The organism is Wenyingzhuangia gilva (assembly GCF_030519655.1).
Taxonomy (GTDB): Bacteria; Bacteroidota; Bacteroidia; order Flavobacteriales; family Flavobacteriaceae; genus Wenyingzhuangia; species Wenyingzhuangia gilva.
On sequence record NZ_JAUMIT010000003.1, the window covers coordinates 329,724 to 342,086 of the forward strand.

13 protein-coding genes are annotated in these 12,363 nt (G+C 32.0%); 6 read left to right on the top strand and 7 right to left on the bottom strand.

From position 1 onward, the window contains the following. Window positions 1-9 precede the first annotated feature (9 nt). The 5 genes from lhpI to QVZ41_RS08515 form a co-directional block, all read right to left on the bottom strand. The gene (lhpI, locus tag QVZ41_RS08495) at window positions 10-984 is read right to left on the bottom strand and encodes a bifunctional Delta(1)-pyrroline-2-carboxylate/Delta(1)-piperideine-2-carboxylate reductase (RefSeq protein WP_302884133.1); all 975 of its coding nucleotides are present in this window, start codon (window positions 982-984) and stop codon (window positions 10-12) included. A 109-nt stretch (window positions 985-1,093) separates the two neighbouring features. Next, window positions 1,094-1,864, bottom strand: a complete 771-nt coding sequence (locus QVZ41_RS08500) for a patatin-like phospholipase family protein (RefSeq protein WP_302884134.1) — start codon at window positions 1,862-1,864, stop codon at window positions 1,094-1,096. An 11-nt stretch (window positions 1,865-1,875) separates the two neighbouring features. Beyond that, window positions 1,876-2,412, bottom strand: coding sequence for an RsmD family RNA methyltransferase (locus QVZ41_RS08505; RefSeq protein ID WP_302884135.1), 537 nt, complete (start codon window positions 2,410-2,412; stop codon window positions 1,876-1,878). Beyond that, complete coding sequence (locus QVZ41_RS08510; protein ID WP_302884136.1) at window positions 2,409-3,224, bottom strand: DUF3822 family protein; 816 nt, start codon at window positions 3,222-3,224, stop codon at window positions 2,409-2,411. Before QVZ41_RS08510 ends, QVZ41_RS08505 begins: the two co-directional genes overlap by 4 nt. A gap of 2 nt (window positions 3,225-3,226) precedes the next feature. Next, entirely contained in the window at window positions 3,227-3,955 is a 729-nt protein-coding gene (locus QVZ41_RS08515; protein ID WP_302884137.1) for a hypothetical protein, read from the bottom strand. 109 nt (window positions 3,956-4,064) lie between these two features. Between QVZ41_RS08515 and QVZ41_RS08520 the strand changes: the two genes are divergently transcribed. From QVZ41_RS08520 to QVZ41_RS08535, 4 genes are all read left to right on the top strand, one after another. After that, a complete protein-coding gene (locus QVZ41_RS08520; RefSeq protein ID WP_302884138.1) occupies window positions 4,065-5,501 on the top strand; it encodes an ATP-dependent DNA helicase in 1,437 nt (478 codons plus the stop codon). Between the two features lie 98 nt (window positions 5,502-5,599). Continuing rightward, complete coding sequence (pxpA, locus tag QVZ41_RS08525) at window positions 5,600-6,340, top strand: 5-oxoprolinase subunit PxpA (protein ID WP_302884139.1); 741 nt, start codon at window positions 5,600-5,602, stop codon at window positions 6,338-6,340. Further along, complete coding sequence (gene pxpB, locus QVZ41_RS08530) at window positions 6,330-7,001, top strand: 5-oxoprolinase subunit PxpB (protein ID WP_302884140.1); 672 nt, start codon at window positions 6,330-6,332, stop codon at window positions 6,999-7,001. Before pxpA ends, pxpB begins: the two co-directional genes overlap by 11 nt. Continuing rightward, window positions 6,998-7,855 (top strand): 5-oxoprolinase subunit C family protein, encoded by an 858-nt coding sequence (locus QVZ41_RS08535; RefSeq protein WP_302884141.1) that lies wholly within the window; start codon window positions 6,998-7,000, stop codon window positions 7,853-7,855. The genes pxpB and QVZ41_RS08535 overlap by 4 nt, the downstream gene beginning before the upstream one ends. A 49-nt stretch (window positions 7,856-7,904) precedes the next feature. Here the strand turns inward: QVZ41_RS08535 and QVZ41_RS08540 are convergent, their stop codons facing one another. Beyond that, complete coding sequence (locus tag QVZ41_RS08540; protein ID WP_302884142.1) at window positions 7,905-8,120, bottom strand: hypothetical protein; 216 nt, start codon at window positions 8,118-8,120, stop codon at window positions 7,905-7,907. Between the two features lie 116 nt (window positions 8,121-8,236). On the opposite strand from QVZ41_RS08540, the gene QVZ41_RS08545 reads away from it, so the two are divergent. Then, window positions 8,237-9,244 (top strand): helix-turn-helix transcriptional regulator, encoded by a 1,008-nt coding sequence (locus QVZ41_RS08545; protein ID WP_302884143.1) that lies wholly within the window; start codon window positions 8,237-8,239, stop codon window positions 9,242-9,244. A gap of 13 nt (window positions 9,245-9,257) precedes the next feature. Then, the gene (locus tag QVZ41_RS08550; RefSeq protein ID WP_302884144.1) at window positions 9,258-11,630 is read left to right on the top strand and encodes a TonB-dependent receptor; all 2,373 of its coding nucleotides are present in this window, start codon (window positions 9,258-9,260) and stop codon (window positions 11,628-11,630) included. 70 nt (window positions 11,631-11,700) lie between these two features. Here the strand turns inward: QVZ41_RS08550 and QVZ41_RS08555 are convergent, their stop codons facing one another. After that, entirely contained in the window at window positions 11,701-12,351 is a 651-nt protein-coding gene (locus tag QVZ41_RS08555; RefSeq protein WP_302884145.1) for an HmuY family protein, read from the bottom strand. Window positions 12,352-12,363 lie beyond the last annotated feature (12 nt).

The following is a 12,363-nucleotide window of genomic DNA, read 5'->3' on the forward strand; positions in this document are numbered from 1 at the left end:
AGTATTTAATTAGGATGATTTTACCAAATCACGATTGACATACTTTTCATAGAAATAATTTGCAGCTGCTAAATCTTCAAGAGCATGCCCCACAGATTTAAATACGGTAAGTTCCTCGGTTTTTGTTCTTCCTTGTTTTTGAAGCGAAGTAAGTTCAAATAAATCAGCTTTGATATTTTCTCTTTTTAAGATTCCCGTTTTTAAAGGAATGGTAATGTCTCCATTTTCGTGTATACCATCATAAGTATCTACATAAATATTTGATTTAAAAATGGTTTCATCATCGGCTTCTCTCATGTCTTTTTTATAAGCTCCAACCAAATCAATATGTTGACCTTTTCTTAAGTATTTCCCAAGTATAAGTGGAGTTTTAGATAGGGTAGCAGAAGAAATAATATCTACATCACTTATTTTTTCTTCAATAGTTTTGATGGGAGTGATGTTGAAATCTTCATTCTGTAGTTGTTTACAAATGGCTTGTGCTTTGCTATAACTCCTTCCCCAAACAAAGACCTCTTTTAGATGACGAACACTAGCATGTGCTTTGATTAGGTTGATAGACAAAGCCCCAGTTCCAATCATTAATAGAGAACTAGCATCTTTACGAGATAAATATGAAGAAGCCAAAGCAGAGGCAGCAGCAGTACGTTTAGCGGTTAAACTCTTGGCTTCTATAATAGCTTTGATAGTTCCTTTTGTAGCATCTAAGTAAATATAGGTTCCCTGTATAGAGGGGATGTCAAATTGGCTATTTTGTGGACTTACAGTAATGATTTTGACTCCAGCAGTTTCACTAGGATTCCAAGCAGGCATTAATAACAATGTTGAATCACTATTCATTTTTGGATTAGGAAAATCATGATGATGTCTCTTAGGTACCATTAACTTATTTTCAGCAAAGTTTTTTTTTATTACTTCTATAAGCTCCGTAAAAACAGTGTTTTCTTCAATAAAAAGATTGTCTATTTGGATGATAGGCTCCATAAATTATGTGTTTTGATTTTGTAGAAAGCATGTGTTTGTATAAACACTATACGAAGGTAAGGATTTCTATGTAGAAGAGAAGATTAGATCTTACTCACTAACAATAAAACTACTCCATCAATGGAGTTAAATATCTGAGGGTTTCATGATACCCTTTGGTAATTAAACTTTCTGTTTGTGAGGTGTGATACCTGTCAAAAGAGCCTAAATCTGGAGTAATTAAAATATCTGCTTGCTGGGTTTGTAATCTTACAGCAGTTTCTAAAGTAAAATGAAAACTATTTTGTAAAACCTCAATCATATTTCTAGGTTCTCCATAAAGATGTTTAGCATTTAAATCAATGGCAATAATGGTTTCAGCTTTCATTTCTTGCAAAGGACTTACAGGAACATTTTCAGCGATGGCACCATCTACTAGCATGATGTCATCAATAGTAATAGGATTAAAAATTCCGGGAATACAAGAGCTTGCCATTACCGCTTGTGCAACATTTCCTTTTTTTAAGACTACTTTTTCACCTGTGGCTATATTGGTTGCCATAATGGCTAGTGGAATTTTAGCATCTTCTATGTTAACGTTTCCTATGTTTTGTTTCATAAAATGAGCAATTTTGTTATTACTCATCAAACCAAATTTAGAGATGGAAAAAGAAGTAATGTCTTTCCAGCTAATATCTAGAGCAATGTCTTTTACTTTTTCACAATTGTTGTCAAATGCATAAAGAGCTGCAACCATGGCTCCAATACTAGTACCACTAATCCACTTTACCTGTAAACCTAATTCTTCAATAGCTTTTAAAACACCAACATGCGCTGCTCCTAAAACGGCTCCACCTCCTAAAGCTAATCCTACTGCATCACCTTTTTTTAGTGTTTTCATAAATTAATGTTTTAAAGCTCAAAAAAACTAAACATACATCCTCCGTATCGTTTGGCTTGTGTAAAATTAGGTAAGTTGCTTAAGTCTGTTTGTTGAGAATGTTCAATCACTAAAGTTCCTTTTTCGTCTAACAAATTGTTTTCCCATACCAATTCAGGAATTTTGGCAAATTGTTCATCACTAAATTCATAAGGAGGATCAGCAAAAATAACATCGTATTTTCCTGAGTGTTTTTCTAAAAAAGAAAAGACATCTGCTTTAATGGTGTTGATGTTAAATTCTAATTCTTTACTAATTTGATTGATGTAATGTATACATCCATGATATTGATCTACAGAAGTAATCTGAGTATTTCCTCTAGATCCAAACTCAAAACTAATGTTTCCGGTACCAGAGAACAAATCTAAAATAGTAATATCATCAATATCGTACCAATTGTTAAGAATATTAAAAAGTCCTTCTTTGGCCATATCTGTGGTTGGACGGACAGGTAAATTTTTAGGAGCGGTTAATCTTCTTGATTTGTATTTACCAGAGATAATTCTCATAAGTGTAATTGTAATAGGTTATAATGTGCTTGTGGTAAGGTAACAACGTTTTTGTCTACTTTAGGATTTAAAGTAGCATAAATGTTTACATTTCTTACATAATTGTAAAGTAGCTGATAAACATCGTCTTTTTCTTTAATAGCTCCATATAAGGTTAAGGCAAAGCTATTAGGATCCATTTTTAATTGTTCTGCTACAAATAAAACATAATACACAAAATCTTCTTTGCTTTGATAACTAAAATGATTCCCCAATAATAACTGATTATTTTCTATCACCATCAATTGAAAATTGTTTTCATAAACATTTATAAACATGGCTTTGTGACCAACATCGTTAGATTTTAAAATGTTTTGTAAAAAAACAGTAGAAGAGTGTAGGTAGGTGAATTCACCAAAAGAATCAAAAATAAAGTTGTTTACGTTTACAAAAGGAATGTAAACATTGTTCATGTTTAATTCGTTTAACTCATCAAAACTTACATAATCATTCTCAAATACTTTAACAGTATTTTGTAAATAGCTGTTAAGAATATCTTCATTAAAATAAGATTGAGGGACAAAAGTGTTTAGTTCATTGTGATGAATTAATACAACTTCTTCATAAGTATCATGCAAAAGTACATTGTTTTCAAAAATATTTTTTACTTCTTCTAGTATGCTTGTAGGGGTGGTTATTTTGTTAGAAAACGGAATGGAGACAATATGGTCGTAAATGTTTTCTGTATTGTTATAAACACAAAAAGAAAATCCATCCGAACTTAATTGGATGGATAACTTTTTATAATTATGTATAAGTGTTTCCTTACTCATTACTAGTTACTTGCCATAGCATCATATAATGGTGGCCAGTTTCCTGCGGTGCTTACTTCGTTTAAAGAACCAATAGTAATGTATCCTCCAGGAATTTCATCACCTCCTAATGCTAATTTTTCTTGTTTAATTAATGATGGACTCATTCCTTCTAAGATGTCTGCTTTATCAATTTCAACTTGAAATACTGAAGCCAAAACATCATTAGCTCTCATGATTACTGCAGATTGAATTTTGAATTCTTTATCTGAGTTAGGAATTTTTAACATGTTTTTATAATCACGTCCTGCAAAAATCTTTTCTTTTACAGATTCGTATCCAATAGTGTCAGTCACTTTTTTCTCAACTTCAACCATCAAAGGAGACCATGTAGTACCTCTATTTTCTTTAACAATCTCAGTATGTGTATTGGTAATCGCAAATTGAGCAGTATCAATAAATTTAATTAAATTTTCACCATTTCCTGTAAATTTTCCGGTAATTGTATTGTGAGCATCCTGAGCATCAGCAATTAACTTTAATTGTTTAATTACTTCAACATAACGTACCTTTTTTTCTTTGTTAAATCTGATAGGCTCCATGATCCCAGCATAAATTAAATAAGAAATATATCCTGCAACACCAAGTAATATGATAGAAACAATTGGAGTAAATTTAACAGGTAAATATTTTACAATAAGTATAGCCAGGGCAACCGCTACTACTATTCCTAAAAGAATAAATAAAATCATTTTTTTTTTGTATTAATTTTATAATGAACGAAGCCAAATTTACAATTTTTTTTTATTCATAAAAACTTTTACACATATTTCAATCCTTATATTTGTGTAAACTTTTTTCATGATAAAATCTTCTACAGTTTTTTATAAGACCTTATTAAAAAAATTCCCATTTGAACCAACCCCCATTCAGCAAGAATTATTACGTCAACTGTCTGATTTTTCGTTTGATACAGATGATGATGCTATTTTTATTTTAAAAGGATATGCAGGTACAGGTAAAACCACCACTATAAGCACCTATGTAAATCATTTGTGGGAAATTGGTAAAAAAGCAGTTTTATTAGCCCCTACAGGACGTGCAGCAAAGGTAATTTCGAACTATTCTAAGAAAAAAGCACATACCATTCACAAGAAAATATACCATCCTAAGAAGCAATCTAACGGAAATGTTGCCTTTGTAAAGCAACCAAACAAGCATACCAATACCTTTTTTATTGTAGATGAATCTTCTATGATTGCCGATGGTTCTGGTGAGGTAAATTTGTTTGATAGCAATTCTTTGTTAGATGATTTGATGGAATATGTTTACAATGGTTTTAACTGTAAATTAATTTTTATAGGAGATATTGCTCAGTTACCTCCTGTAAAGTCAGAATTAAGTCCTGCATTGTCCGAAGATACTTTGGCTATCAATTATGGTAAAAATCCTTATTTATTGGAGTTAGACCAAGTGATGAGACAACACAAAGATTCAGGAATTTTATGCAATGCAACAGCGTTAAGAGCACAGTTAGAAATGGATGGTTTTTATGATTTTCAATTCGATTTAAAATTTCCAGACATTATTCGTTTACAAGATGGATATGATATTGAAGATGCTATTGTGAATGCATATGATAGAGCAGGTGTAGAAGATACTGCTTTTATTGTACGTTCTAACAAAAGAGCCAACCAATACAATCAACAAATCAGAACTAAAATTCGTGGTCAAGAAAGTGAGATTTCTGCGGGTGATTATGTCATGGTCGTAAAAAACAATTATTTCTGGCTAAAAGATACTACAGAAGCTGATTTTATTGCCAATGGTGATATTTGTGAGGTACAACAAATTTATAATATTAAAGAATTATACGGATTCCGTTTTGCAGAAGTAAAACTACGACTGATAGATTATGAAGATTTAAAACCTATTGATACGGTTGTTTTGTTAGATACGTTAACTTCGGAAACTCCTTCTTTAACTTATGAAGAATCCAATAGGTTGTATCAAGAAGTATTACAAGACTATGCTGAGGAAAGATCTAAATATAAGCAAATGTTATCTGTAAAGAATAACCATTACTTTAACGCTTTACAAATTAAATTTGCTTACGCCATGACCTGCCACAAATCTCAAGGGGGGCAGTGGAATACTGTTTTTATAGAACAGCCATATTTACCTGATGGATTAACAAAAGACAGTATGCGTTGGTTGTACACAGCCATAACTCGTGCTAAAGAAAAAGTTTATTTAATAGGATTTAAGAATGAATATTTTGAGGAAAATGAATCGTAAATTTTGATGCTTTTAAAGTACTTCAATATTTAACATGATTACCAACCGTATTCCTTAAATTAGTTTATTAATTTAGAAATTAAATCATAGACAAATAAATGAAAATAGATATCAATGCAGATTTAGGAGAAGGTTTTTTGTTTGATGAAGAATTAATGGAAATGATTTCTTCGTGTAATATTGCTTGTGGAGGACATACAGGAACTGATACTTCCATGAGAGCAACCATCCGTTTGGCTGTAAAACATGGAGTAACCATTGGAGCACATCCATCTTATCCAAATCCTGAGGTTTTTGGAAGAGAAGTCATGAATATTTCTGATGAAATGTTAAAGAAAGTCATTAGAGATCAAATTTTAACTTTGATAAGGATTGCCAGAGAAGAAGGTGCTTATGTGCGTTATGTAAAACCACATGGAGCTTTGTATAATAAAGCTTCGGTAGATAAAGAAATGGCATTGTTGTTGGTCAATATTATTCAACAAATAGAGCCAAGCGTAGCTTTAATGGGCTTGGCAGGTTCTGTGTTAGAGGAGGAAGCAAAAAAAGGAAATTTGATTTTTTTAAGAGAGGGCTTTGCAGATAGAGCATATCATAATGATGGGACTTTGGTTTCTAGAAAAAATCCATTAGGAGTCATTCATTCTAAAGAACAAGTTTGGGAACAGGTACAAAGCATGATTGTAGAGCAAAAAGTCATCAGCTTAGAAGAAAATGAAGTTCCATTAAATTTACATAGTATCTGTTTTCATGGAGATACCCCTGAAGCGGTGCAATTACTTTCTTACGTAAAACAACAATTAGTAAAACATAAAATAGAAGTCAAAAATGTCATTTAAAGTTGTTCCATATGGTGAAAGTGCTTTTTTAATCCAGTTTGCAGATGAAATATCTGTTGAGACACATTTGCAAGTAAAAGCCTGTTATCAGCAACTTAAAAAAATGCATATTCATGGGGTTCAATCTTTAATTCCTGCATATAATTCCATCACGGTAATGTTTGATCAGCAGGAAATAGAACCTAAAACTTTAAAGGTGTTTTTAGAAAATACTCCTTACAAACTTGCTGAAGAAGAATTAACCAAAAATATTGTAGAAATTCCTGTATGTTATGAAGCTCCTTATGCTTTAGATATGGAATATGTTTCAGGAGAATTGAATTTAAGTACGAAAGAAATTATAGACATACATACAGCGGATCCATATTTGGTTTACATGATAGGATTCGCTCCAGGATTTATGTATTTAGGAGGTTTAGATAAGCGCTTACATACGCCTAGAAAGCAAACCCCAAGATTGCAAATTCCTGCTGGAGCAGTTGGTTTGGCAGATCAACAAACAGGAGTTTATCCAATGATTACTCCAGGAGGATGGCAAATTATTGGACAAACGCCAATATCATTGTTCTCTAAAGAAAAACCATCTTTGGTGGCTATGGGAGATTATGTACAATTTGTTTCTATTTCTGTAGCTGAATTTGAAAAATTGAAAAATACATGAGTATAGAAATTTTAAATCCAGGATTAAGCAGTACAGTCCAAGATGGTGGTCGTTTTGGGTTTCAAGATAAAGGAATTCCTGTAAGTGGTTTTATGGATGTAACTTCTGCTCATTTGGCCAATGCTTTGGTTACCAATGAAGCCAATACTTCGGTGATAGAAATGACTTTGTTGGGAATAAAATTTAAAGCAAATCAAGCCATTACTATTGCCATTACAGGTGCAGATATGCAACCCAAATTAAACGGTAAATCTATTAGCATGTACAAAGCCATAGAAATTCCTAAAGATGGAATTGTTTCTTTTAAGGGAGCATCTCATGGGGTTTACGGATATATTGCTGTATTAGGAGGATTAAAAATTCCGAGAGTATTGGGCAGTAAATCTACTTACGTGCCTGCCAAATTAGGAGGGTTTAAAGGAAGGGTTTTACAAAAAGGAGATTTATTACCCGTTTTACACAACACCCTAAAACCAATTAAATCAAAAGTGAAAGCTCCTGATTTTTTACCAAGTGCTCAATTACTTTGTGTAAAAGGTCCTGAGTGGGACTTGTTTTCTACAACAAGCAAAGCAGCATTTTTTGATGCAGTTTTTACCATTGGAAAAGATGCTAATAGAATAGGAATTCGTTTAGAGGGAATTAAAGTAATACTTCCTGAAAAAGATGAAATCATTTCATCGGGAATTATTAAAGGTACTGTACAAATAACCAAAGCAGGTCAACCTATTGTAATGATGGCTGATGCTCCTACCACAGGTGGTTATGTAAGGTTGGTAAATTTAACCGAAAAATCTTGTGATGCCTTATCTCAAGTACCCATAGGAGGAAAAATCCAATTTGTATTAAAATAAAGTATGGGTAAACATATTAACATCCTTAAAAATATTTACCCGATACTATTTAAATAGCCACATTTGCATAATTTTGAATGTTGGTTTGATGTAAGAATTTCATTTCAAATACCTGTTCTTTTTCTTCTAACTTTTCGTTTTCTAAAATCCACAACCTCATCAAATGATCAAATTCAAATTCTGGTAAATCCTTTCTTTTGATGATGGTGTTGTAAATGTTATTCAACTTTTTTCTTTGTTCGTGTAAGCTCAATTCATTTGTCATAATAATATGTTTTTTATTTGATACAAATATTTAACTCATGTGTGTTGTGTTTCTGCACAATTGATTATTTTTATTATCGGTTATCGTGATAAATTTATAACAGTAAAAACACATCAATGGCTACTAATAAAAATGCAATTATCCGTTATCAAGCGTTAGACAAATGCTTTAGAAATACAGGAAAACGATATAATATCAATGATTTAATAGCATCTTGTAATCAGGCCTTGAATGATTTTAATGGAGAAACAGATGGAATCAAACGTAGACAGATTTATGATGACATCAACTTTATGAAAAGTGAGCAAGGTTATGGTGTTGAGTTAGAAGTGACCAAAGAAGGGAGAACGGCTTATTACAGATATGCAAATCCTGATTTTTCTATCAACAATCAACCCATGAATGAAACAGAGGCTAAGCAATTAAAAGAAGCTCTGTTAACCTTAAACAGAATTAAAGGAATGCCTCAATTTGGTTGGGTAGAAGAATTGACCTTAAAGCTAGAAAAGGATTTCGACTTTCATGAAACACCAAGAGAAATTTTAGGGTTTGAAAACAATCCATATTTAAAAGGACTGGAACATTTAAACACTTTGTTTAATGCTGTGTTATATGAAAAAGTATTAATAATAGGTTATCAAACCTTTAGGAATAATGAAGTGGAAGAATTTTCTATGCATCCACAATATTTAAAACAATACAACAACCGATGGTTTGTGTTGGGAACTCATTCTAAATACAATCCTGTTACCACTTTAGCTATTGATAGAATTGCATTCATTAAAGAAAGTAAAGATTTATATGAAGTTTCTGACATAGATTTTACAGAGCGTTATGAAGATATTATAGGTATAACCAGAGGGCTAGAAGATGAATTAACAACTATTACGCTCCATGCAAATAAAAGTTTAGCTTCTTATATATTAACATCTCCGTTACACGGAAGTCAGAAAAACGGAGTTTTAGATGAGAATGGATTGACTTTTGTGCTAGAAGTGATTCCAAACTATGAATTAGAACAACAAATTTTATCTTATGGAGAGGCTATTAAAGTTATTTCTCCTCCAGAATTTGCATTAAAAATAAAAGAGAGAATCAAGGCTAGTTTGGATAACTATAAGTAAAAAATATTATTATATGAAAAACATTTTAGCTAAAACAACTTTATTTTTAGTGCTGTTAATAGGGTTTAAAGGATTTACTCAAAATAAAGAAATCAGCATTTTTGGAGAAATTAAAGATGCGGTTAGCAAATCAACAATTCCTTATGCAACAGTTGTAATTGCAGATAAAACTACAAAGCAAGTACTTGGAGGAACCACTTCTAATGAGAAAGGACAGTTTAACATTAAGACCGATGCCACTAATTTTTATGTAGAAATCAGTTTTATGGGATTCAAAACTCAGAAACTAGAGAATTTAGATTACAATCAAAATATCCTCAATTTAGGAACTATTGTTTTAAAAGAAGATAGCCAAATGTTAAATACTGTAGAGGTAAGAGCAGAAGTTTCTAAAACACAGTTTAAATTAGATAAAAAAGTATTTAGTGTAGGTAAAGACATTGCTAGTACAGGGATGAGCGCTCTTGAAGTCCTAAACAATGTACCATCTGTAAATGTAAATATAGAAGGAGAAGTAAGTTTAAGAGGAAGTGCTGGAGTACAAATTTTAATCAACGGAAAACCTTCGGTAATTGCAGAACAAGGAGGAAATGCTTTAGGAACCATTACGGCAGATATGATTGAGAGTATAGAGGTTATTACCAATCCATCTGCAAAATATGATGCTGAAGGAACTGCAGGAGTTTTAAATATTATTCTTAAAAAAAATGAGAAAAAAGGATTGAATGGTTCAATCTCTTTAAATACTGGAATTCCAGACAATCATAGTGTTGGGGTGAGTTTAAATCGTAGAACAGAAAAATTTAATTTGTTTACTCAGTTAGGAGTAGGATATCGCTCTGTTCCAAGGTATAATGAGAATATCAACACCAATAAGCTGAATGATACAACTATTGTTAGCAATGGAACCAACTACAGAAATGAAAGTTTTTTCAATCTTATTTTAGGAACAGATTATCATATCAACGAGTACAATGTATTAACACTTTCGGGGAATTATGCTTACGAATTAGAAGATCAACCCTCTCGTACAAATTTTGAATTGTATCATCAAGATGTTTTACAAAACAAATGGTACAGAACAGAGGTGACAGATGCCACCAATCCAAAATGGCAATATGAATTAAACTATAAAAAAGACTTTAAAGATGATGAAGAGCACACTTTACTATTCAGTGCCTTGGGAAGCTCTTTTGCCAAAGAGACTTCATCTGAGTTTGATAATACTGATGTGATAGGAACTAACACAAATTTTAATCAACAAACAGCAGCAAATTACAATCAAACAGATTACACGTTTAAGTTAGATTATACTGATCCGATTACAGAAACCGTTACCATTGAAGCTGGAACACAATATTTAATCAATGACGTTGGAAATGACTACGAAGTAAGAAATTTAAATAATGGAGTACCACAAGTCATTGATAGTTTAACCAATAATTTTGAATACAATCAAAAAGTATTGGGCATTTATGGGACTACAGCTTACGAAGGAGATAAATGGGGAATTAAATTAGGGGTTCGTATGGAGAATACCGATTTAAAAACGGTGTTGACCAATACCAATGAAAAAAACAGCCAACAATACACAAATTTTTTTCCTAGTGCACATACTTCATATAAAATTAATAGTGATGTTTCTTTACAATTAGGATATTCTAAACGTATTTACAGACCTCGTTTGTGGGATTTGAATCCGTTTTTTAACATTAGAGATAATTACAACGTGCGAAAAGGGAATCCAAATTTATTGCCAGAATTTTCTGATTCTTATGAATTGACAGGGATTTATAAAATAGGAAAAGCAACCATGAATACTAGTTTGTATCATCGTTATACAACTGATTTGGTAGAAAGGGTTTTTACCATAGTAGACAATGTAAAAACCACCATGCCCTTAAATATTGGAACCAATAAAATGCTAGGAATTGAGGTAAATGGAAAATATAGTCCTTTAAAATGGCTGACTTTTAACGGGGATTTTAATTGGAATACTTTTGATAGAAATGGAAAATACAACAATCAAACATTTGATTTTACTGGAACTAGTTGGAGTAGTCGTATCAGTTCTAAATTAGGGCTGCCCGCAGATATTGATATTGAAGTAACTGGAAATTATAGATCTTCTTACAAAACCTTACAAAACAATGTTTCTGATTATGCTTTTGCAGATTTAGGGGTGAGAAAAAAAATCATGAAAGGAAAAGCTGTAATCAATTTAGCTGTTAGAGACCTTTTTGCTTCAAGAATTGATCAAAATGAAAGTGATAATATAAATAATTATCAATATAGTTATAGTCGTAGAGGCCGATTTTTTATGCTAGGTTTTAGTTACGGATTTGGTAAAGGAGAAGCCATGACGTATTCTGGAGGAAGAAGATAATATTGTTTTATCGTATAAGAAAAAATAAAAACCCATTGAGATTTCAACGGGCTTTTTTCTGGTGTCTAAATTAAAACTTAGTAGTATTCTCCGCTTGATATACATATTTAAAAGTATAGTATTGAGCCCCTGAAATAGAATTATCAGGATTTGCAGAATTTGAAGCGTCTTTATCTTTGTAATAACTTTCAATCTCCATTTTTGCATAATGTCCATCATTGGTTTTAATCACAATTATTTTTCCTGACGTAGAAGTAATTCTATGATATGGCTCACCTGAGTAAGAGTACCATCCATTGTTTGGTGCTACAGCAATTGCCAATCCGTTGGTTGCATCATCAGATTTAAACAAAGAAGTATCTACTTCTGTAACATTAGCAAAAGTAGTTTCGTTGGCTATATATAATTGAGCATTTCCTGTTCTTGCTGGTTGGTCAGCAGCAGTTGCTGTACCACTATTTACTAAAATGGTGGTTCCTCTAAAGGCAATGTCCCAATCTTCCCCTGTAGTAGTCGTTCCTGTAGAAAAGGAAAATTTGATATAATCACCAGAAATAGTTGGAGGATTTGTGGTATAGTCTGATTCTTGTAAAGCATGTAAGTTACTTACTGTTTTAACTTTTAATTCTGAAGTTGCAATGTTGTCGTCATTGTCATCATTACAAGAAATGGTTGTGAATGCAAATAAGATTGCGAATGTTAAAAATTTAATTGTGTTCATGGTGTTTATATT

Excerpts from the sequence above, each read along its gene's own strand:
- QVZ41_RS08535 (WP_302884141.1), top strand. The coding sequence starts at position 6,998 with ATGAGTATAGAAATTTTAAATCCAGGATTAAGCAGTACAGTCCAAGAT.
- QVZ41_RS08505 (WP_302884135.1), bottom strand. The coding sequence starts at position 2,412 with ATGAGAATTATCTCTGGTAAATACAAATCAAGAAGATTAACCGCTCCT.
- pxpB (WP_302884140.1), top strand. The coding sequence starts at position 6,330 with ATGTCATTTAAAGTTGTTCCATATGGTGAAAGTGCTTTTTTAATCCAG.
- QVZ41_RS08540 (WP_302884142.1), bottom strand. The coding sequence starts at position 8,120 with ATGACAAATGAATTGAGCTTACACGAACAAAGAAAAAAGTTGAATAAC.
- pxpA (WP_302884139.1), top strand. The coding sequence starts at position 5,600 with ATGAAAATAGATATCAATGCAGATTTAGGAGAAGGTTTTTTGTTTGAT.
- QVZ41_RS08550 (WP_302884144.1), top strand. The coding sequence starts at position 9,258 with ATGAAAAACATTTTAGCTAAAACAACTTTATTTTTAGTGCTGTTAATA.
- QVZ41_RS08500 (WP_302884134.1), bottom strand. The coding sequence starts at position 1,864 with ATGAAAACACTAAAAAAAGGTGATGCAGTAGGATTAGCTTTAGGAGGT.
- QVZ41_RS08520 (WP_302884138.1), top strand. The coding sequence starts at position 4,065 with ATGATAAAATCTTCTACAGTTTTTTATAAGACCTTATTAAAAAAATTC.
- lhpI (WP_302884133.1), bottom strand. The coding sequence starts at position 984 with ATGGAGCCTATCATCCAAATAGACAATCTTTTTATTGAAGAAAACACT.
- QVZ41_RS08545 (WP_302884143.1), top strand. The coding sequence starts at position 8,237 with ATGGCTACTAATAAAAATGCAATTATCCGTTATCAAGCGTTAGACAAA.
- QVZ41_RS08555 (WP_302884145.1), bottom strand. The coding sequence starts at position 12,351 with ATGAACACAATTAAATTTTTAACATTCGCAATCTTATTTGCATTCACA.
- QVZ41_RS08515 (WP_302884137.1), bottom strand. The coding sequence starts at position 3,955 with ATGATTTTATTTATTCTTTTAGGAATAGTAGTAGCGGTTGCCCTGGCT.
- QVZ41_RS08510 (WP_302884136.1), bottom strand. The coding sequence starts at position 3,224 with ATGAGTAAGGAAACACTTATACATAATTATAAAAAGTTATCCATCCAA.